17 protein-coding genes are annotated in these 22,310 nt (G+C 39.1%); 12 read left to right on the forward strand and 5 right to left on the reverse strand.

Annotated features, from left to right (window positions below; translation table 11 throughout):
* Positions 1-287: 287 nt before the first annotated feature.
* From I7X29_RS03835 to I7X29_RS03850, 4 genes are read right to left on the reverse strand one after another with little or no spacing between them, the layout of a single operon-like run.
* Positions 288-1,601, reverse strand: a complete 1,314-nt coding sequence (locus I7X29_RS03835; protein ID WP_198472888.1) for a DUF4302 domain-containing protein — start codon at positions 1,599-1,601, stop codon at positions 288-290.
* 1 nt (position 1,602) lies between these two features.
* Positions 1,603-2,679: a substrate import-associated zinc metallohydrolase lipoprotein gene (locus I7X29_RS03840; protein ID WP_198472889.1), complete on the reverse strand. Its 1,077-nt coding sequence runs from the start codon at positions 2,677-2,679 to the stop codon at positions 1,603-1,605.
* A 20-nt stretch (positions 2,680-2,699) separates the two neighbouring features.
* Positions 2,700-4,334: a RagB/SusD family nutrient uptake outer membrane protein gene (locus I7X29_RS03845; protein WP_198472890.1), complete on the reverse strand. Its 1,635-nt coding sequence runs from the start codon at positions 4,332-4,334 to the stop codon at positions 2,700-2,702.
* A 20-nt stretch (positions 4,335-4,354) separates the two neighbouring features.
* Entirely contained in the window at positions 4,355-7,273 is a 2,919-nt protein-coding gene (locus I7X29_RS03850) for a SusC/RagA family TonB-linked outer membrane protein (protein ID WP_198472891.1), read from the reverse strand.
* Positions 7,274-7,667: 394 nt separating this feature from the next.
* Here I7X29_RS03850 and I7X29_RS03855 point away from each other — a divergent pair, with 394 nt between their 5' ends.
* Complete coding sequence (locus tag I7X29_RS03855; RefSeq protein ID WP_198472892.1) at positions 7,668-11,549, forward strand: response regulator; 3,882 nt, start codon at positions 7,668-7,670, stop codon at positions 11,547-11,549.
* 76 nt (positions 11,550-11,625) lie between these two features.
* Entirely contained in the window at positions 11,626-13,305 is a 1,680-nt protein-coding gene (locus tag I7X29_RS03860; RefSeq protein ID WP_198472893.1) for a leucine-rich repeat protein, read from the forward strand.
* Positions 13,306-13,369: 64 nt separating this feature from the next.
* On the opposite strand, the gene I7X29_RS03865 is transcribed toward I7X29_RS03860, so the two are convergent.
* Complete coding sequence (locus tag I7X29_RS03865; RefSeq protein WP_009414212.1) at positions 13,370-14,119, reverse strand: ABC transporter ATP-binding protein; 750 nt, start codon at positions 14,117-14,119, stop codon at positions 13,370-13,372.
* 113 nt (positions 14,120-14,232) lie between these two features.
* Between I7X29_RS03865 and I7X29_RS03870 the strand changes: the two genes are divergently transcribed.
* The 10 genes from I7X29_RS03870 (at position 14,233) to ybeY (ending at position 22,299) form a co-directional block, all read left to right on the forward strand.
* Entirely contained in the window at positions 14,233-14,742 is a 510-nt protein-coding gene (locus tag I7X29_RS03870) for a GNAT family N-acetyltransferase (protein WP_198472894.1), read from the forward strand.
* A complete protein-coding gene (locus tag I7X29_RS03875) occupies positions 14,739-15,401 on the forward strand; it encodes a TrmH family RNA methyltransferase (protein ID WP_198472895.1) in 663 nt (220 codons plus the stop codon). Before I7X29_RS03870 ends, I7X29_RS03875 begins: the two co-directional genes overlap by 4 nt.
* Positions 15,398-15,946, forward strand: a complete 549-nt coding sequence (locus I7X29_RS03880) for a tyrosine-protein phosphatase (RefSeq protein ID WP_198472896.1) — start codon at positions 15,398-15,400, stop codon at positions 15,944-15,946. The genes I7X29_RS03875 and I7X29_RS03880 overlap by 4 nt, the downstream gene beginning before the upstream one ends.
* Complete coding sequence (locus tag I7X29_RS03885) at positions 15,943-17,040, forward strand: Nif3-like dinuclear metal center hexameric protein (protein ID WP_198472897.1); 1,098 nt, start codon at positions 15,943-15,945, stop codon at positions 17,038-17,040. The genes I7X29_RS03880 and I7X29_RS03885 overlap by 4 nt, the downstream gene beginning before the upstream one ends.
* A gap of 2 nt (positions 17,041-17,042) precedes the next feature.
* Entirely contained in the window at positions 17,043-17,831 is a 789-nt protein-coding gene (locus tag I7X29_RS03890; RefSeq protein WP_002678914.1) for a zinc ribbon domain-containing protein, read from the forward strand.
* A 191-nt stretch (positions 17,832-18,022) separates the two neighbouring features.
* Complete coding sequence (rsfS, locus tag I7X29_RS03895; RefSeq protein WP_198472898.1) at positions 18,023-18,394, forward strand: ribosome silencing factor; 372 nt, start codon at positions 18,023-18,025, stop codon at positions 18,392-18,394.
* A gap of 4 nt (positions 18,395-18,398) precedes the next feature.
* The gene (ftsH, locus tag I7X29_RS03900; RefSeq protein ID WP_198472899.1) at positions 18,399-20,366 is read left to right on the forward strand and encodes an ATP-dependent zinc metalloprotease FtsH; all 1,968 of its coding nucleotides are present in this window, start codon (positions 18,399-18,401) and stop codon (positions 20,364-20,366) included.
* A gap of 51 nt (positions 20,367-20,417) precedes the next feature.
* A complete protein-coding gene (locus I7X29_RS03905) occupies positions 20,418-21,401 on the forward strand; it encodes a polyprenyl synthetase family protein (protein ID WP_198472900.1) in 984 nt (327 codons plus the stop codon).
* Between the two features lie 258 nt (positions 21,402-21,659).
* Positions 21,660-21,872, forward strand: coding sequence for a YgaP family membrane protein (locus tag I7X29_RS03910; protein ID WP_198472901.1), 213 nt, complete (start codon positions 21,660-21,662; stop codon positions 21,870-21,872).
* A 7-nt stretch (positions 21,873-21,879) separates the two neighbouring features.
* Positions 21,880-22,299 carry an rRNA maturation RNase YbeY gene (gene ybeY, locus I7X29_RS03915; protein ID WP_198472902.1) on the forward strand — a complete coding sequence of 140 codons (420 nt, stop codon included), beginning with the start codon at positions 21,880-21,882 and terminating at the stop codon, positions 22,297-22,299.
* Positions 22,300-22,310: the final 11 nt, after the last annotated feature.

Here is a 22,310-nt window from a genome sequence, read left to right on the forward strand (position 1 = left end):
TGTGGGAGCGGTGGGAGGTGCGAGCCGCACGGGCAGGAATGGGAGCGGTGTGGGAGATAGCCCCCGAACCCCCGAAGGGGGACAAGCTGGAAAAAGATAGTGGGAGGTGTGGGAGTGGTGGGAGCGGTGGGAGCGGTGGGCATGGTGGAAATAGTGGAAATGGTAGGAGGGGTGGCGATTGTGTTGATTAATAGAATAATTAACTTTGGCAAAGGTCATTGTTTGATAAACTATTAAAACCTTTGCCAAAGTGTGGTGATGCAAAAGGGGTATATACAGACGAAGAGTTATTTTTTGATGTAAAACCAGACTTCGTCGTTGCGAGCACTGGTGAAGATGTAATAACCATTGTTTTGATCTTCTACCTTATAAGGACTATATTTTGCTAATTGCAACAATAGATTTTTTACATCGGAAAAGAAGTAGATGTAGTTATAATAGTCTTCTCCAATGTCTCTAAATAGGATTTCGACTTGATTAGGTTCGCCAGCTACCCCTACGAAATCGGCTTCGTAATAACAATTATAGCCACTTACATCGGCATATAGTTGAGAAACACTTGTGCCATCGTTTCCATTAGCCAATGGCATAAAATAAAGCGACTCGGACAGAACAAAATTAGCTCCATACTCACGTGCAACGGCTCTTTTTCTTCTATTGAAATAGTTTAACAAAATAGGTGATACCCATCCACTACTGAAGTTTATTTGATGAGTGTTATCAGTAGGGATGAAAGGGGAGATTACAAAAGAGGTTGTAATCGTTCCATCGGGGGTGGTGAGTCCTGTTTTGGCATTGTTGATATAAAACTCGTTGAAAGTAACACCATTGATGGTTACGGGTTCATAGAGTTTAAAGCCTTTTTCGGTCATTAGGAAAGCGCGTTGCTCATACTTTTGGTTGTTGTTGTACAAGAAGGCTATCTGTCTATAAGTAGGGAAAAATTTTAGGTTTACTTCTGTTCCGTTTACGCTGATAGGAGACAGTGCTTTGTTTTTTAGGGTATTAGTATTTTCTCTCAGTTTGTTTAAGAAAGTTTCTCTATCACCTTCTAATTTTCTGAGTGTCATCAGGTTGTTAGAGGTACGACCACGCAAGGTAAATACGCCATTTTCTTCTTTGAGGAAGATAAAATCTATATCGCCACCTCTTCCCTTAGGAAAGCAGTTGGAGACAAAAGAAAAGTGATGTAATACCTTACTATAGGTGTCAAAACTCAAGGTAGGACCTTCTGTTATGGTATATCTGAAGTAAGAGGTGTCTTCGGTATTATCCTTTAAGACTTCAGAGGAGGCTGTTACCTTTCCATCGGCGAACTTCACGATATAGTTATAGCCACCGATACTGCGGTCGAAACGGGGATAGTCTCTTTCGGTAGCAAAAACAGTAGGATTATAGGGGTATACCCAAAAGCCTACATTGCTTTCGCCAGGGTAACTACTCAAGACCCAATAGGTATTAGGGGCTTCTAATTGGCTTTTGTACTTTTGAAGGATGCTATTGTTACGTTCGGAAGGTTTTTGAGAGAACACATCGTCTTCTTTGTAACTACAACTGATAAGCATCAATGTTGATAGTGCTATATATAGGTATTTTTTCATTTTAATCGTTATTTAATTTTGAAAAATCTTTTGCAGGCACGGCTACGCCATCGAAGGTTTTACCAGCTACATAAGGATAACGGCTGCGAATTTCGGCTCTAAACTCATCTAAATTGATGTTCCAAGTCTCAGACAGGTATTTTTTCATAATAGCTATCTTTTGTTCTAATTTTTGTTTGCCGGTATAGGTTTCGGTATCTCTTATTTTTACGTCGGCTTCTTTGAGTACTTCTTCCCAAACGCTAGCAGATTCATAGCCTGTTATATCGCCATAATTCACAAATTTGGCTTTCCAAGCGGTGTACAAACTATCGTCGAAGCCATCACCATCGGTATCTAAGCTGCTATTGGTAGTGGCACAACCGCAATCCAAAGAGGCGTTGTAATAGACAATGTAACGGGCTAATAGTTCTACGAAATCTTCGTCGTGGTCGTAACTAGAATAAGCGGTGATGAATCCAGCTTTTAGGTAGTCGCGAGTGCTACCCCAATGGCTAAAACAGTTTCCCCCTTGATAGTCGTTGAGCGATATTTTCTCGTAATCGGTAGTGTACTGTATTGACTGGTGCAAGGTATGTGAATTTTCGTGATAGAGAGTAGACAACAAGTTATCGTTCAGCCAGTAGATATTATTAGGCTGGATGTTGTTTATCTCGGTGAGGTGCACTTTTCTACCTACATTAGCAAGCCCTACGTTCTTAGAGCCATCACTATTGAAAGCAGGTTGCCCCAACAAGATGAGCATATTGAAGGAATGTTCCTTCAAGAAAGTTGTAGAAGTTATTTTTACATAGGGTTCTACAAATAAGTACTTAAACACATTGACGAACTGTACAGCCTTATCGTATTGGGTGGGAGTATAGGAGTACTCACGATTGATGAGCTTGTTATCTTCATACCTATACACTATCTCGATACTATAAGGGGTTGCAATATATTTATCTAAATATCTATCCAGCTCATTTTGAGGGTTTAAGGTAGAACCGTCACTCTCGGGTGTATCATCACTGAGTTTATCGTGGTTGCTACAACCTAAGAAGAAAAGAGCTGCACAAAGGGGATATAGTATTTTTTTCATACGTTGAGTTTTTATTTTTATTATCTTGGGTTTGCTTGCATTCCTGCACCAATAACGGCATCGGGTAGTTGTATGGTGCGTTTCAAATCATCAGGAGGCAAGATGGCTTTGATGGTTGAGTTGTTTCGGTTTCTGTTGTCACGCTGATATCTGGCGACCTCTATATTATAACGGCGTATATCTTGCCAGCGCAATCCTTCGCCAAGGGTGAGGATACGGCGGCATTGCAATAGGTAGTGCAAGAGAGGTTCTTGAATACCATCGTTGGCAATGGCAAAAGATGGAGCGAGGCGTTTTTTTTGAGTTGCTCCATTATCGGTAGCGGTAGAGGAATAAGCCAAATTGTTGTAAAAGTCTACAATTTCTTGTTGGGTGAATTGGTTTTTAGAAGTATAACTTCCTATAGTAACATCTTTTTTGATGAATTTACCTGTCCACATATTGAGGTCGTTGATCGCACTTGCATATTGTTGCAGGTGTATTTTAGCTTCGGCACGTACCAAAAGAGTTTCATCGGTAGTGAAAGGGACAACGATGCTTTTTTTGACGGTAGTACCTTCTTCATTTTTAGCATTGAATTTGGGAAATTTATCGACTACTACCCCATCGGCACGGGCGCTGGTAGGGGTAAAAGGTTCGAAATAGTAATAGCCAAACGAGAAGTTGTTATTAGGTTGGCGTTGAGGATACCACAAGTTTGCAGTTACGAGTGTTTCCTCACCGTTTGTGCGTTTGTTGTGTACAAAACGTGTATAGGGTGTAAAATAAGTTTCGGATATTTCGGAACTCACAGGCAAGAGCAACAAATTGGCATTGATTCGTTCATTGGTGTAATAAATGGCAAACCTACCGAATACTTTTCCTCCTGTTTTCCTCGCATCGGTGAAGTCGCTCCAATTGCGCAAGAGTCCTTCGGTAGTAGCATCGTTAGTGGAGAGCACTACATTGGCGGCATCTAAAGCTTTTTGCCATTGTTGGTAATACAAATAGAAGCGTGCCGCAAAAGCATAAGCTGCTTTTTTGTTGAAGTGGTATTTAGGTGTTTGGTAATAACTATCATTAATGAGAGGTAGGCCTGTGGTGAGGTCGGCATCTATTTTGGCATAGACCTCGGCTACCGTACCTCTTGCGTATTTTCTATTGAGTTCGCTTTCAGGTTGTAGCATATAAGGAATACCCAAATCGGTACTGCTACTATTGGGATTATAAGGTTTAGAAAAGAGGTTCACCAGCACAAAGTGAGCATAGGCGCGCGCTACTAAGGCTTCTCCTTTACAAGCGTTGAGTTCTGCTGAAGCGCTCATTTTTTCAATGGCTTCGAGCACGGTATTAGCCGTATTAATTGCTTGGTAATGAGCTGTCCAAACATTCTGTAGTCCGTCGCTATTATTATATTCGCGTATTACCTGCCAATAGCTAGCTTCATTGCTCAAGTAGTTAGCGCCTGATATGATAGTACCGTTATCGTCAATATTATCGGAGGAGAGTTCGCTTATGACAATTTCGCTTGTTTTAGGATAAGCGTTTGTGAGCAATCGGCGTGCTTTTTCGGGGGTATCGATGCGCACTTGGTTGTCAGGCAACTCATCGAGTAACTGGTTGCAGGCGGTCAAGCTGCATACGGCTATACCTATAAGTATATATATCTTTTTCATCGTTTTTCTGTTTTTTAAGATTAAAGACCTACTCTTAAAGTAAATATAAGGCGTTTTGGCTGGATAGGAGTTCCATTAGCCAGATAATCGGGGTCGTCGCCGTTGAGTCGTTTATCGGCATATAGCAAGGCGAGATTGGTTCCTTGGAGTTTCATACTCAGCTGGCGGATATGGTTTCTTTTCAAGAATTCTTTATCAAAAGTATAACCTATAGAGATTTCTTTTAATCGAATGTTATCACCTTTGGCTATGCGAATATCGGAATAATCATAGGTGTAGTACGCTTGTATTACATTGGCTCTTTGGTATTGTTCAAACATATAAGAGGTAAAAAGCGTAGGCATTGTAGTGTTTTTCTCATCGCCTTCTCTCAACCAGCGATTGTTGAGTTCTTTAGGGGCGGTACTATAATCGGTTGCATAAGCATTGGTGATTTTACGCAAGCGCACCACATTGCCGTAAGAATAGGTAAAGACAACGCCGAGCGAAAGTCCTTTGTAAGTAAATGAGTTGCTGAAACTTCCTTTATCGGTAGGGATAAGTGTACCCGAATATTTCAAGAAATCAACATTGCGGTTATCAAATCGAATACCACTGACTGTGGTGTTGCCATTGGCGTCCAAGAAAGTGGGTAGCCCCTTGTCATTCAGTCCGTTGAAAGGAATAGAGAATATAGATTTGAGGGGGTAGCCTTCTTTGGCGAAACCAGCGGGCGAGCTACTGGTGGTAGAGTAGCCTATCATATCTCTAATGGTAGGGGCGGTAAGCAGTTTGGTTACCTCGTTGGTAGCGCGGGAATAGACGAAAGAAGTTTTCCAAGAGAAATCGGTTGTTTTTATATTGGTTGTTTCCAAGCCAAGTTCTACGCCTCGTATGCGCATTTCTGCCATATTTCCTTTTTTGGTAATCGTTCCTCCTACGCCTTGGGTTACAATATCGCCAATGAGGTCATAACTCTTTCGGTTGAACCATTCTGCTGATATGTTGATGCGATTGTTGAATAAGCCTAACTGAGTACCGAGGTTGAGTTCTTGGTTTTTTTCATAGGTAAGGTCGTGGTTGGCAGCATTTTTTATGTGTAAGCCTATCTCACGCTCAGTTGAGTTTCGCCAAGGCATATCAGTATAAATTTGAGAAAGCGAATTGCTCACAGAAGGGGAAATGGCTGTTATTCCAAAAGAGGCTTTAAACGATAAGAGCGAGAGCGGTTTGAGTTTGCTGAAGAATTTTTCTTCGGTTACGTTCCACTTTACTCCTGTGTTCCAAGTAGGCATCCATCGTATGTAACGCGATTCGCCGAACTTGTTAGAGGCATCATATCGAAGAGTTCCATCAAAGGTATAACGTTTCTTAAATGTATAGCTCACATTTCCGTAGAAGGCTTGGTTGTTGTTCACGGTGTTGTTGATGCTGTAATAGTTTTTGTTTTCTTCTTGTCGTTTTTTAAAGAGGAGATAGCTGTAATAGCTATAATATCCTGAGTTATAGAGGACGCCGTAATTGTCGTTAGAGTCGGTATTGCGCTGTGTATTATCCATTTCAAAACCGCCAAACAGCGATATGAGGTGCAAACCGTTTTTAAAGCTGTCGTTATAACTTATTGTAGCGCGGAAGTTGTTGCTACGGGTGGTCATTTCTCGTTTAGAGCGCAAGCCACCTTCGGGCAATACGATGCTGGGGAGAGCAAAAGGGTCGTTAGGGTCTTTATAGAGATTATTATTGCTATCACGGATGAAGGAGTTTGACATCTCGCGGTAAGACATTGCCTCGTTTGATTTTTCGGTGCGGTCGGTATTTCGGATATAAGACTGGTATCGTATAGCGCCCATTAGAGAGGCTTCGACTTTAGGGGTAATTTTCCAAGAGAGTTGTGCCTGCAAACGCAAATTGGCGGTATAGCTCTTTTGATAGGCATTATCTATTTCGTTGAAGATATTGTAAGGAGTGTATTTTTGGGTGTAGTAGTCCTTAGGGTCTAAGGCACGGGAGTTGTTAAGGGCGTAAGAATATAAATCTTGATAAGGAGAAAGTTGTTCTCTATAGGACAAGTCGTTGATAACATTCAGGCGTACTTTTCGAGAGAGGTTGTAGTTAGCATTCAGGTTTCCAGAGTATTGATTTAAGTAGCTTCCTTTCGTCCAACCTGGGTCGCTGAGCACACTCAAAGCGGCGTAATAAGTAGATTTTTCATTTCCAGAGGAGAAAGATAGGGTGTGGTTTTGCATTATACTTGTTTGAAAGAGCTCGTTGAACCAATTAGTGTTCCTAAGTCCGGCAGCTCTGAGGTAAGCAGCGCGCCCTGCTTCGGTATTAGGTACCATAGGGTTGCCATTGGCATCCAATATTTTATACAGTTGGTACATTCGCGAGAGCACGCCCGTTTGAGCGTAGATATCATCGACTTTGAAGTGTCCAGCTTGTAAAAACTCTTTGTATAGTGCGACTTGGTCTTGCGAGTTCATTATATTATACTCGGCATAGGTAGGGATAAAACGAAAGGTAGATTCATTGGTATAGGTGATGTTGCTACTTCCTACATTTCCTTTTTTAGTGGTAATAGCGACAACCCCCCCGATGGCTCGCTGGCCATAGATAGCGGTAGCTGAAGCGTCTTTAAGCACTTTAAAACCTTCTATACTTTCGGCGGTAAGGCCAGGTATAGCCGCGGCGATGAGCATTTTAGCGTCGTCGGAGACTAAATCTTCAGGTTTTAAATCTATATCGTCTTCCAATATTACCCCATTGAGCACCCATAGGGGTTTGGTATTCCCTGAAATAGAAGTTTCCCCGCGCGTAATGGTGTTCATAGGAGTTTGTGCTGTAGTGGTTTTAGAGGTAGTAGCAGTAGTAGTTACTGTTTGCGTTTGGGCGGTAGTCCATTGGGTTAGCCATACAAAAACGCACAGTAGTGAGAGAGTTTTAAATTTTAGTACCTTCATATTATTTTTTGTGGTATGAGGTCGCAAATATACGACATTAAACGAAACGATACAAATATTTTGTTAAAAAAATTGGGGGAATGTATTTTAATTAGATTGTGAATAAATAATAATCGGAAGTGGAGGAGTGGGATTATTAGACAGTGCGGACGAGTTGGGCGAGGCAGATGGTGATATTAATAGACTTTTTAGTTAGAGAGAGGCTTGAGAATCTCGGAAAATTGTAAGGAGAGTTATTTTTGATAGTTTTTGTGATATTGTTTTTAGGGAAACTTCGTTGTGTGTTCGTTGTGTGTTCGTTGTGTGTTCGTTGTGTGTTCGTTGTGTGTTCGACTCTGCATTAAATTGGTATATTGACAAATTATTATTATCTTTGCACTCCAAATAAATGAGGATGAGAATGAGAATACTACCAGCTTTTATATTTATCATATTAAGTTGCTTCCTTTCATTAGTAGGATATAGCCAAAGTTCCACTACTGAATACTATTTTAAACGCATTTCTATAGAACACGGTTTGTCGCAATCGGGGGTTACTACTATGGTTCGCGACCATAAAGGGCTTTTGTGGATAGGCACTCGGCAAGGAATCAATAGAGTGGATAGGAATCACCTTAAGAAGTATATTGACGATTATGTTTACCAGCTCTTGGAAGATGCTCAACAAAACCTTTGGGCTATCACCCCCAAAGGTGTATTACGCTACAATTCAGACCAAGATACTTTTCTTCCTATTATCAACCAGCAGTTATTTTCTATCTGTACTACCCAAAAAGGTGTGTACTTTGGAGGTTATGCTGCTATCTATCAGTATGATTACGCTACTAAGAAGATTGAGCGTTTACCTCTGCGCAAAGACCCTCTCTCTAAAGATAAAGAATGTCTCATCACACATTTATTTCCTATAGATAGCGATACACTTTTAGCAGGTACAGAAAGTGATGGTTTGTATCTTTATTCTTTTAAAAATGAATTGCTAAAGGCTTTTATCACTGAAAATGCCAGTCCGTTGAGCAGTCTTTATTACGATGCTAATCGCAAAGAAGTATTGTTTTCAGTTTTTCAAAAAGGGCTTTTTCGCTATAGTCTTTCAGGAGCATTTATAGGGCATTACCACACTCAAAACAGTTCCTTACCTAATGATATTATTTTAGATATCAAGCCTTATAAAAATAGAATATGGCTTGCCACTGATGGCGGAGGGGTATCAGTATTCAATCCTGCTGATCAGCGTTTCTTCAACATACAACACAGTGCGGGTAATGTGCACTCCATCCCTGTAAACTCTATCACTGTACTTTACGAAGACCCTAATCACAATATGTGGGCGGGTACTGTGCGCGATGGTGTTTTTCTCTTTAAAGAAACCTATATCAAAACCTATACTGATAGTGCCTTGGGTAGTAATAATGGACTTTCGGAACGCGCAGTCATCAGCCTTTATGAAGCTCCTAATGGCATACTATGGATAGGTACTGATGGTGGAGGTATCAATGCTTTTAACCCTCAAACAGAACATTTTACACATCATTTAAACACTTATACCGACAAGGTATCGTCTATCACCTACTTTTCACCTAATGAGCTTTTAGTATCTCTCTATAGTAAAGGGCTTTTTATATACAACACTAATGCTCGTAAGTACACTCCTTTTCTACTTCGTGATGAAACGACTAACCAGCAAGAATGTCACACTGGGTTTACTCCTTTTGTATACCGAATTAACAATGATTTAATACTCATTACTGCTAAAAATACTTATCTCTATCAACTAAGTAACAAACAGTTTACTAAAATATCTTTTGCCCCAAATATTGCCCCTAAAATAGCTTTACAACTAAAGGCAGAAGTAGGCAATACTCTCTACCTCAGCAAAGGTAACTCTCTTTACCAAATGAATGTACAACAGCCTGAACTAAAACCCTTTCTTAGTTTAGAGAATGAGTGTAACATCAGTGCTGTGTGTTATGATCACACTCATAACAGCTTTTGGATCGCAACAGATAAGGGGCTTTTTAGTTATTCCTTATCCAATAAAAAACTTGAGAATGTAGCTACCGAGAACCTTTTTAGACAAATCAGTTATATGCAATTAGATGATGCACAACGCCTATGGATAAACGCTAGCAATGTACTCTTTTCTTACCACATCCCCGACAAAAAAATAATGATATGGGATGATAATGATGGTTTTCTACCTAACGATGTGCTTACAGGTTATGTACAGACTAAAGCTTCTCCTTACATCTATATGGCAGGAGTGGGAGGATTAGCAAAAATCAACAAAGCGATACGCTCAAGTGAGAAAACCTCTCCCTTACTCTTCTTGCAAAACATTGAACTAAATGGCAAAATATACAGTGCTCACAATTTTCCTAAAGAAATACCTCCTTATTTTAACTCATTGAAAATAAATGTAGGACTTAATGAAAAGGATATGTTCCGCCGTTTGCTTTTCCGTTTCAAAATTAAGAATAAAGAACAGACTTCTGTGATTGAAACTTACGACAATCGCCTTGATATCTCTCTTCTATCAGTAGGCAAATATCAAGTTGCAGTAGCTTGTATGACTCAAAATGGATCGTGGACTCCCGATACACCTTTGCTTTCTTTTGAAGTATTACCTGTATGGTATCAACGGACTTGGTTTTTTGTAAGCGTGGGTTTATTGCTGTTAGCTATCACAGCAGGAGTAATATGGGGCTATCTGCGCCGCAAAAAGCAACAACTGAAATGGCAAATTGCTCTTCATCAGCAAGAACTGAACGAAGATAAGATTCAGTTTCTCACGAATGTAAGCCACGAACTACGCACACCTCTGACACTTATCTATGCTCCCTTGAAACGACTGTTAAGTGATAGCAATACCTCCACTCTTCCTCCTGCCCAAAAAACACAATTAGAAGGAGCTTTTAGACAAGCCAATACAATGAAAAACATCATCAATTGGATATTAGACTACAATCGCTCTACCTCATTAGAAAATACACTTTCTAAAACCTATACAGACCTCAATCATCTTATCACTGATTGTAGTAAGGATTTTGAACAAGAATTTGAAAGCAAACATATACAATTTGACCTACAATTAGACAAAAACTTACCGCCTATAGCTATTGACACAGCTAAAATACGCGTAGTGCTCTCTAATTTACTTATGAATGCCGTAAAATTTAGCAATGAAGGAGCCACTATAAGACTACGCAGTACTCATACTTCCGAAATAGTACGTTTTCAAGTAGAAAATACAGGTATCGGACTTCAAAATATAGATCCCAACAAACTCTTTAGTCGATTTCAGCAAGGAAAACACCAGCAAGGTGGCAGTGGTATAGGTCTTGCTTATTGCAAAGAATTAGTAGAAAAACACGATGGCAAAATAGGAGCTTATGACGAAGGAGCACAAACTATTTTTTATGTGGAATTGCCTTACAATAATAGTAATGTATTAGAGAAATTTGATAACGAAGAAACAGATACCCAAGTACCCGAAAAAACTGCTGTGAGTGATATGAGTCAATACAGTATACTTTTAGTAGATGACAACACTGATTTCCTCAACTATCTTTATAGTGAAGTACGTCCGTTGTTTAAGAATGTACTTAAAGCGGTGAATGGAGAAGAAGCTCTATTGCTTTTAAAAACTCACCAACCCGACCTTATCGTAAGCGATGTGATGATGCCTATAATGAATGGATATCAGTTGTGTAAAGAGGTAAAAGAACAGCTCAACATCAGTCATATACCAATAATATTGCTCACCGCTAAGAGTGATGGTGAGAGTCAGAAAATAGGTTATAAATTAGGTGCTGATGCTTATCTTTCTAAGCCTTTTGACATTGACTTATTGCTATCAGTGATAGGTAATTTGCTCAAACAGAAAGAGCTCATCAAGCAACGATACCAAAAAGAAGTGCTTCTCCCCTCGCCTGCCCTCACTACCATTAGTAATGCTGACGAACAATTTATGATGAAACTCAACCAGCTCATCAAAAAACGCTACAACGAAATTGACCTTGATGCTAATAATATAGCTGAAGCAATGGCGATGAGTCGTGCTAGTTTATACAACAAGATGAAGCAAATCACAGGTTTAGGTATTGCCGAGTACCTAAATAAGTACCGTATAGAAGTAGCTTGTCAACTCCTCAAAACTACCGACCTTCCTATCAACGATATCGCTACCGACATAGGCTTCAACTCATCTAAATATTTCAGTACTGCTTTTAAGCAAGCTATGGGAGTAAGTCCACGAGAGTATAGAAACGGCAAATAAAAAGAAACACTCTGGCACATTTTTTGATGCTAACCTTTGATTTATATTTTAACATTTATTAGTAATTTAGCATTTTATGAAAAAGATTGTTTTTTTAGCAATGTTTGTAGGTCTTAGTCTTGTCTCTGTGCAATGTACTAAAATCGTAGAAGAACGCATTGTAGAGCGCGAGCGTACTAATACTATTCTCTCGGGATCTACAGCCCCTACCGCTACTATAGGTAACGTAGGCGATTATTATATAGATCTTACCTCTGTAAACCTATATGGGCCTAAAACTGCCGAAGGTTGGGGAAACCCTGTAAGCCTTAGAGGACTACAAGGACAAAACGGTACTGATGGGCAAAACGGTCAAGATGCTCCTATACCTCACATCGGAGATGATGGCTATTGGTATATAGGCAATACTAAAACTGCTGTAAAAGCACAAGGGAATAACGGCGCTGACGGTCAAAATGGCGTTACCCCTACTATCTCTGAGGACGGCTATTGGATTGTTAACGGACAAAAAACTAATGTAAAAGCCAAAGGAGAAAAAGGGGCTGACGGTCAAAATGGCACCAATGGACAAAACGGCATTACACCTACTATTTCTATTGACAACAACGGCTATTGGGTAATCAATGGCGTAAAAACTGACATCAAAGCCAAAGGTGAAAAAGGGGAAAAAGGGGAGGACGGTCAAAACGGTACTACACCCTCTATTTCTATCGACAACGACGGCTATTGGGTAATCAATGGCGTAAAAACCAATACCAAAGCCAAAGGTGAAAAAGGAGAAAAAGGTCAAAATGGAACCACCCCTACTATTACAATTGATAACGATGGTTATTGGGTAATAAATGGCATAAAATCAAACACTAAAGCCAAAGGTGAAAAAGGAGAAAAAGGTAATGACGGTCAAAATGGAGCCGATGCTCCTAAACCCAATATCAAAGATGGCTATTGGTATATCGGTAATGTAAATACCAACATCAAAGCTCAAGGCGAAAGAGGACTCCCTGGTAAAGACGGATCTAAAATATACGCAGGTCAAGGGAAACCTAATACACAAGGTGTAGAAGGCGATTACTACATTGATACTGAGGACAAAATATTCTACGGACCTAAAACCAATACTGGCTGGCCTTCTACTGGTATATCTCTCTCTGCACAACAAATAATCACTACCGATTATGAGCTTAGTTCTGACGGCAAAACACTTCTGAAATGGAAAAACCCTAACACCCGTTTTATCGATATGAACGCCGACCCTAAACTAAAAGACGTAGAATTTATAGCTGAATTAGCTTTTAATGGAGAGCAAGTGTCATACGAATTAAGAACTTTTGTCATTGGAAATAAAGTGAAAAGTATAGGTGCTAAGGCTTTCAATGGATGTTTTAGATTAACAACTGTAGAAGCAGATGAAAATAAAACTACACAGATTACAGAAATAAAAGAACAAACTTTTGCTAATTGTAATCATCTGCAAAATATAGACATTCCTTCAAATGTTACTACTATTGGTAAAAGGGCTTTTATAGGTTGTTATAAACTTACAACTATTATACTCCCTGAAAAAGTAAACAAAATAGAAGATCAAGCCTTTATGCAATGTAAGAATTTGCACACTCTAATTACACATAACCCTACTGCTTTTAATATAAACAAAAAGGCATTTATTCAAACACACTTACGTAATATTTATGTACCCTCTCAAAAAGCAGACAGTTATAAAGCACTAAATGCAGATTACAAAGATATTATCAAATAAAATTAAAAATAAAAAAAGCTACCAAATGGTAGCTTTTTTTGTTACTTTTTATTCACATACCCAGCTATGAACTCTCACTGGCTTTACTTGTTACCTGAATAAATACTTCTTCTAAATTGAAAGCTTGTACCTCTTTAATAAGATTTTTAGGAGTATCTTCTTTTATCAATTGCCCCTCACTCAATATCCCTATGCGGTCGCAAAAATCCTGCGCCTCCTGCAAATGGTGTGAAGTATACAATACCGACATTCCTCTTACGTTCAACTCTTTTAAATAATCAATGATTATATTTTTAGATTGTACATCTACCCCTACAGTAGGTTCGTCCAAAAAAAGAACTTCGGGTGTATGTAATATCCCCGCTACTAAGTTGATACGGCGTTTCATTCCTCCTGAAAAATGAGCAATTTTCTTATCAGCTACAGTTGATAAAGCAACACGCTCAAGAGCTTCATCTGTTTTTGCTTTTAGCTCCTTCCCTTTGAGTCCATATAGGCTCCCAAAGTAATGTAAATTCTCTCTCGCGGTAAGTGTGGGATACAAAGCGTATTCTTGTGGTACAATGCCTATTTTATATCTCAGTAAAGTATCTTTATAGGTAAGCCCTGCAATAGTAAAACTCCCCATTGTAGGCTTAATACTTCCAAAAAGTATTGACATCAGGGTCGTTTTCCCTGCTCCATTAGGTCCTAAAATACCATAAACTTCTCCTTTCCTCACCTCAAATGACACATCATTCAAGGCAAGAACTGTAGTTTCTTTATATTGTTTGCTGAGGTGTCGTACCTCAATCGCATTTGGGGTTGTATTCATAACATAAAAAACTTAAAAGCGGGGCAAGTTAGCGAAAATTTGTCAATGAGCAAAGTTTTTTCTATTTTTGCCCTCTGTTACCTGCCTTTTGTCACCTGATTATCTAATTGAATATGACTCAAAAAATACAACTCAAAGTAGCAACTCCAGCCGATGCTTCTGCCATTTGGACAATCTTATCCGCTGCTATCCAGCGTCGCAAAACCGAAGGTAGCAATCAGTGGCAAGATGGTTATCCTAATGAACAAGTAATAGCGAATGATATTGCCAAAGGCTATGGCTATGTACTTGTAGAAGACGACGAAATAGTAGGTTATTGTGCCTTGCTTATCAATGATGAACCCGAATATGCTCGTATCAAAGGCAAATGGCTCACCTCTGGCGATTTTGTAGTCTTTCATAGGGTAGCAATTGCACCTAATCATTTAGGGAGAGGCTTAGCAAAAATACTATTGCAACAAATAGAACAATTCACTTGCGATAATGGTTTTCACTCTCTGCACGCTGATACCAATTTTGACAATACCCCTATGTTGCACCTCTTTGAAAAATTAGGTTATCAGTATTGTGGCGAAGTCTCTTTCAGGGGAAGTCCCCGTAAAGCTTTTGAAAAAATATTATGAACAAAAAAATACTTTCTTACTTAGAACGATTTATTACTGAAGAGCGCAAAGAGCGTTTTTTAGAGATTATAGCACAGCGTACCAATCACTTTACGGTAGCGATGGAAGATGTATTCCAAATGCACAACACTAGTGCCGTTGTGCGTACCTGTGAAGTATTTGGCGTGCAACAAGCGCATAGCATTGAAGGGCGCTTCGGCAAACGCCTTGATGCCAAAATAGCAATGGGAGCTCAGAAATGGGTAGACGTATTTCGTTATAACGACACTCAAAGTTGCATTGATACGCTTCGTGCGCAAGGTTACCAAATTGTTGCCACTACTCCACATAAAGATGCCTATTTTCTCAATGACTTTGATATTACTAAAAAAAGTGCTTTTTTCTTTGGCACTGAAAAAGAAGGACTATCAACACAAGTACTTTCACAAGCCGATACTTTCTTAAAAATACCAATGGTGGGATTTACCGAAAGTTTAAACATCTCGGTAGCTGTGGCTATTGTCTTACAACAACTCACTGATAAACTTCGGCGCAGCGAGATAGCTTGGCAACTCAGCGATGAAGAACGACTTAATACGCTTATTCACTGGACAAAACAATCAATTCGCAATGTGAATGATGTCCTTACACGATATGAAGAAATAAAAGATACCTTATGAAAAAAACACTTCTAATTTACTTTATTTTATTCGCTTTGCTACCTCTGTGGTCACAGCATAAGGCAACACTCATTCACGCCGATGCTAATTTGTACAAAGTGGACAGTTTGCTCTACAGAAGCGAACAATTAGTAGCTGAGGATAAGGCTATTATTAAGAATATTCCTATCAAATCAATTGTAAATCTACGCTATTTCACCCGTTCAGGCGATAAGAAGATTTTTAACGCTTCCGATAATATCAAGCTCATCAATCATCCTTTGCTCACTTGGCGTATCAAAGCCCCTGAAATAGCACAAACACTGAAAATTATACGCGAACACCAAAAACAAGGAGCCGTACTAATTCACTGTTATCACGGTGCCGATCGTACAGGTATAATGGTGGCAATGTATCGTATTATTTATCACAATTGGACGATAGAACAAGCTAAAAAAGAAATGCTTAATGGTCCTTATGGCTACCATAGTGTATGGAAAAACTTAGAAGCATTATTCACTGAAAGCACTGTAAAAGAAGTGCATAAACATTTAGGAATGCAATGAAAATAACAGACATTATTCAAGAATTAGAAAAACTTGCCCCTCTGCAATATGCTGAAGGGTTTGACAATGTTGGTTTATTAGTAGGTGATGCCAATGCTGAAGTAAAAGGAGTGCTCATTACCTTAGATACTCTCGAAGCTGTTGTAGATGAGGCTATTGCCAAAAAATGCAACCTTATTGTGAGTTTTCACCCTATTATCTTTAGCGGACTCAAATCTCTCACAGGAAAAAACTATGTAGAACGTGTGGTGATGAAAGCCATTCAGCATCAAATTGCGATCTATAGTATGCACACGGCTCTCGATAATCAGTTCTTAGGAGTAAATGCATCTATCTGCAATCGTTTAGAATTGCAAAACAGACGTATTCTCATTCCTCAACCTCATACCATTCAAAAACTCATCACCTATGTACCAAAATCCGATGCCGAAAACCTTCGCAAGGCTCTTTTTGCAGCCGGTGCAGGCAATATAGGCAACTATGCTGAGTGTAGTTTTAATCTTGAAGGTAAAGGCACTTATAAAGGAAATGAGGAATCTCACCCTACCATTGGCGAACCTAATGTGTTCCATACTGAAGATGAAACCCAAATAGGAGTGATTTTCCCTAAACACTTACAACGACAAATATTGCAGGCTCTTCGTCAAAATCACCCTTATGAAGAAGTAGCTTTTGAGATATATACACTCGAAAATGAACACCAACATATCGGGATGGGAATGATAGGTGAACTTAATAAAGCTATGCCCGAAAAAGATTTTTTAGCTTACCTCAAAGAACGTATGCAAGTGAGTGTAGTGCGTCACTCGGCATTGCTTAGTAAAGATGTGAAAAAAGTAGCAGTTTTAGGTGGAAGTGGCGCTTTTGCTATAGAAAATGCCAAACGTGCAAAAGCTGATGTTTATATAACAGCCGACCTCAAATACCACGAATTTTTCAAGGCTGAAGGACAAATTCTCCTTGCCGATATAGGTCATTTTGAAAGTGAACAATACATAAAATCACTTTTATTTGACTATCTTTCAAAAATTTTTCCTACCTTTGCCCTCTCAATATCAAATGTGGATACCAATCCTATCAAATATTATTCGTAAATATGGCACAAAAAGTGGATATTACTGTAGAAGAAAAACTAAGAGCTCTGTACGATTTACAGCTAATTGACTCAAAAATTGACGAGTTGCAATACACTCGTGGCGAACTACCTTTAGAGGTATCTGACCTTGAAGATGAGGTAGAAGGACTCAAAAAACGTCACGCTAAATTTAAAGAAGAATTAGATGCTTTACAAGCGGGTATCGCTGAGAAAAAAGCAACAATTGAAGAGGCTAAAGCCCTCATCAAAAAGTACACTACCCAGCAAAAAAATGTTCGCAACAACCGCGAGTACACTTCTTTGTCTAAAGAAATTGAATTCCAAGAATTGGAAGTACAGTTGGCTGAAAAACGCATCAAAGAAGGTAAAGCTCAAGTTGACCAAAAGAAAGAGGCTATCAAACAAGTAGACGAACGCAAAGCTCAACGCGATGCCCACCTCAAACACAAAAAAGCAGAACTCAACTCGGTATTAGCCGAAACTGAGAAAGAAGAGGCTTTTCTTAAAGAAAAAGCTGAAGAATATGCTGCTAAAATAGAGGATCGTTTGCTAAAGGCTTACCAACGCATCCGCAGTAGTGTAATGAATAAATTGGCTGTGGTGCCTATCCAGCGTGGTGCTTCTGGAGGATCTTTTTTCACTATTCCTCCACAAGTGCAAGTGGAAATCGCTTCTCGTAAAAAAATTATCACTGATGAACATAGCGGACGCATTTTGGTTGATGCCGCTTTAGCCGAAGAAGAAAAAGAAAAAATGGAAGCTCTCTTCAAAAGTTTCAAAGCTTCTTAATAAAGAAATATAAAAATCAAAAATCACAAAATCAGCTGTTTAGTACAACACTAAACAGCTTTTTTCACTTCTTATCTCCTATCTTTTACTTCCTATCTATTAAAATCTTTTGCTTTTGTGAAAGGAAAGTATTATCTTTGCGCGCTTTCAAGAAGCACTTATAAATTTAAACTGTAAAAACAATAAAAACATTGAATAAAGAAATATCATCAAACCAGCTTATTAGCAATATTATTGCTGGTATAGAAAAAGTAAAAGGCACTGATATCACCATTATGGATTTACGCGAGGTTGAAAATACCGTATGCGATTATTTTATCTTGTGTAATGGTTCTTCTAACACCCAAGTATCGGCTATTTCAGGAGCTATTCAAAAAATCGTTAGCCAAGCCGATGGACATCAACACCCTTGGCACATTGAAGGCGAAGCCAACGCCGAATGGATTCTCATCGACTATGTGGATGTAGTCGTTCATATCTTCCAAACAAAAGTACGTGAGCATTACGACCTCGAAGGTCTTTGGGGTGATGCCAAATTTATCAATTTAGAAACTAACTATTAAATATATGTCGGATAACAAAAGTAACGGAAATCGCTTTTCAGCCTACTGGCTATACGGCGTATTACTGCTCATTCTCATAGGCTTCAATTATTATTCAGGAGCGAGCTTTTGGTCTCAACCTAAAGAAATTCCTCAATCTAAATTTGAGGAATACCTCAGCAATGGTGATGTAGCTAAAATCATCATCTTAAACCGCAAAGAGGCTAATGTATACCTCACCGAGGATGCCCTTAAAAAAGAAGAACACAAAGAGGTAAAACCTACGGGCAATTCTCTTATGCAGGGGGCTAATGCGGGCGAAGTACCTCAATATCGCTTTGAATTAGGCGACTTGAGCAATTTCGAAAATCGCTTCGACCAAATTGTAAAAGATAACAACCTTAGCACTACTCGTGAAAACAAAACCCAACAAAATGTAATTGGCGATTTGCTGTTCACTCTCTTGCCTTTCGTCGTTATTATTGGTTTGTGGATATTTGTAATGCGTCGTATGGCAGGTGCTGGTGGACCTGGTGGTATTTTCAGTATAGGCAAGTCTAAAGCGCGGGTGTTTGACGAAAAGAAAGAAACCCGCGTAACTTTCCAAGATGTAGCAGGCTTAGAAGGTGCTAAAGAAGAGGTACAAGAGATTGTAGACTTCCTCAAAAACCCCGATAAATATACCTCATTAGGAGGTAAAATACCTCGCGGAGCTCTGCTTGTAGGTCCTCCAGGTACAGGTAAAACACTCCTTGCCAAAGCGGTAGCTGGTGAGGCTCAAGTACCTTTCTTCTCTCTGTCTGGTTCTGATTTTGTAGAGATGTTCGTAGGGGTGGGAGCTTCTCGTGTGCGCGATCTCTTCAAACAAGCTAAAGAAAAATCTCCATCTATTATCTTTATCGACGAGATTGATGCTATAGGTCGTGCTCGTGGTAAAAATGCAATGACTGGTGCTAACGATGAGCGTGAGAATACTCTCAATCAATTGCTTACTGAAATGGATGGCTTTGGCTCTCACACCAATGTAATTGTGCTTGCTGCTACTAACCGCGCCGATATTTTGGATAAAGCCCTAATGCGTGCTGGGCGTTTCGACCGTCAAATTTATGTGGAACTTCCAAACTTGAACGAACGCAAACAGATATTCCAAGTACACTTGCGCCCTATAAAAACTGCTGAAACCTTAGATATCGATTTCTTAGCAAAACAAACTCCTGGTTTCTCAGGTGCTGATATTGCCAACGTTTGTAACGAAGCAGCCCTTATTGCAGCACGTAAAGGTAAAACAGCTGTGAGCAAACAAGAATTCCTTGATGCAGTAGATAGAATTGTAGGTGGTTTGGAAAAGAAAACTAAAATCCTTACCCCTGAAGAGCGTGAAGCTATTGCTTTCCACGAAGCAGGTCACGCTACTGTAAGTTGGTTGTTAGAACACGCCGCTCCATTGGTAAAAGTAACTATTGTGCCACGCGGACAGTCACTCGGTGCAGCTTGGTATCTACCCGAAGAGCGACAAATCGTACGCACCGAACAAATACTCGATGAGATGTGTGCTGCCCTTGGCGGTAGAGCTGCAGAAAAAGTAGTATTCAATAAAATATCTACAGGTGCTCTCAGCGACCTCGAAAAAGTAACCAAACAAGCCCGCGCAATGGTAACTATTTATGGGCTCAACGAGAAAATCGGTAATCTTACCTACTACGATTCTGCCCAGTCCGATTATAGTTTTACCAAACCATATAGTGAGAAAACAGCTCACCTCATCGATGAAGAAATTTCTAAAATCATAGAAGAGCAATACCAACGTGCTATTGATATCCTCACCGAGAATAAAGATAAACTCACCACTTTGGCTAACTTGCTCTTAGATCGTGAAGTTATCTTCCGAGATGACCTTGAGAATATTTTTGGAAAACGCAAGTTTAAAGACCCTCACAATAGTAATGAAGAGGATACTCCTTTAAAAACTGAAAATACTTCTCCAACAGAATAGAGTTTTAAAGGCTTCCTTTTGCAAAAGGAAGCCTTATTTATATAAAACAAAATGAAAATAACAGCTCAAATAAAAGAACCTATACACGAAGAGATGGAACTTTTTGAACAGAAGTTCCGCAATTCAATGTCGTCCAAAGTAGCCTTGCTGAATCGCATCACCTATTATATAGTAAATCGCAAAGGCAAGCAAATGCGACCTATGTTTGTTTTCTTAGTAGCCAAAATGCTTTCTGATGATAGTAAAGTAAGTGAACGTACCTATAGGGGTGCTTCAGTTATAGAACTCATTCACACTGCTACTTTGGTGCACGACGATGTGGTAGACGATAGTAACAAACGCCGTGGTTTCTTTTCTATCAATGCACTTTGGAAAAACAAAATAGCCGTATTAGTAGGTGATTATCTGCTGTCTAAAGGCTTGCTCCTCTCTATAGACAATGGTGATTTCGACCTATTACGCATTATCTCAGTTGCTGTACGTGAAATGAGTGAAGGTGAGCTTTTACAAATAGAAAAAGCGCGTCGGTTAGACATCGTAGAGGACGTTTACTACGAAATTATCCGTCAAAAAACAGCAACCCTTATTGCGGCTTGTTGTGCAATGGGCGCTTGTTCAGTACAGCCTGAACAACCTGAACTCATAGAAAAAATGCGTCTCTTTGGCGAGTATATAGGAATGGCTTTTCAAATAAAAGATGACCTCTTCGATTATACCGAAGATGCAATCGGAAAACCTACTGGTATAGACATCAAAGAGCAAAAAATGACCCTCCCTCTTATTTATGTACTCAATACTTGTACAGAAAAAGAAAAGCAATGGCTCATCAATTCGGTAAAGAAATACAACAAGGATAAAAAGCGTGTAAAAGAAGTAATTGCCTTTGTAAAAACTCACAACGGATTAGAATATGCTACTGCCAAAATGAAAGAGTTTCAACAAAAAGCACTCAATATTCTCAACAATTTCCCTGCTTCCCCTTATAAAGAAGCTCTTACCTTAATGGTAAATTACGTAATCGACAGAAAAATTTAGACTCTGTATTACATAATTAAATACAGCGGTATTCGCTTTTAAAATAGTAGGCTTATATTTTTAAATAAACTCTAGAATAGTAGAAAATATTAAATGTTTTCTCATTAAAAAAGTCACTTTTGTGAATTGCCTCCTTCCCTTTCGGGAGGGAGAGCGAGGGTAGGTTTTTAAATTCAAATGAGCAAATTTACTCATTACCAAATTTGCTAATTTACAAATTATTTGTACCTTTGTCCTCAAAATTTAAATAAAAGTGATATGAAAAGAAATATTAGCACTTTAGACAAGAATATCCGCTTACTTATTATCGTGATTACGGCAATTTTAGGGTATTTCAACGAGTTTTCTATAACCATTGCATCGGTGTTATCAGGCGTTTCTATCTTGCTATTGGTAACCATTCTTATCAATTTCTCTCCTATTTATGCGCTATTAGGTATCAACACCTATAAGTCTAAAGAAAAAAAATAGTTAGATTATGACTTCTTTTTTTAACGAAACTCCTTTTGTCTTCCCTTATAATAAGAATTCGGTAAAACGCTGGGTGAAAAGTGTTGCTAAGTGTGAAGGTAAAGAGGCTGGCAATATCAACTATATTTTTTGTGATGATGACTATTTGCATAAAATAAATGTAGAGTACTTGCAACACGATACACTTACCGATATCATCACCTTTGATTATACTGAGGGAAAAGTACTCCATTCAGATATTTATATTTCGGTAGAACGCGTAAAGGAAAACGCCGAAATCTTTAAAGTGCCTTTCCAAAGAGAATTGTTGCGAGTATTGGCACACGGGTTGTTGCACCTCTGTGGGTATAAAGATAAAACCCCAAAAGACAGTGCGCTAATGCGACAAAAAGAGGAAGAAATGATGTTGCTGTTTGATCAACTTTAACTGCCTATCGT

Origin of the sequence: Capnocytophaga periodontitidis, from assembly GCF_016126015.1 — a bacterium.
GTDB lineage: Bacteria > Bacteroidota > Bacteroidia > Flavobacteriales > Flavobacteriaceae > Capnocytophaga > Capnocytophaga periodontitidis.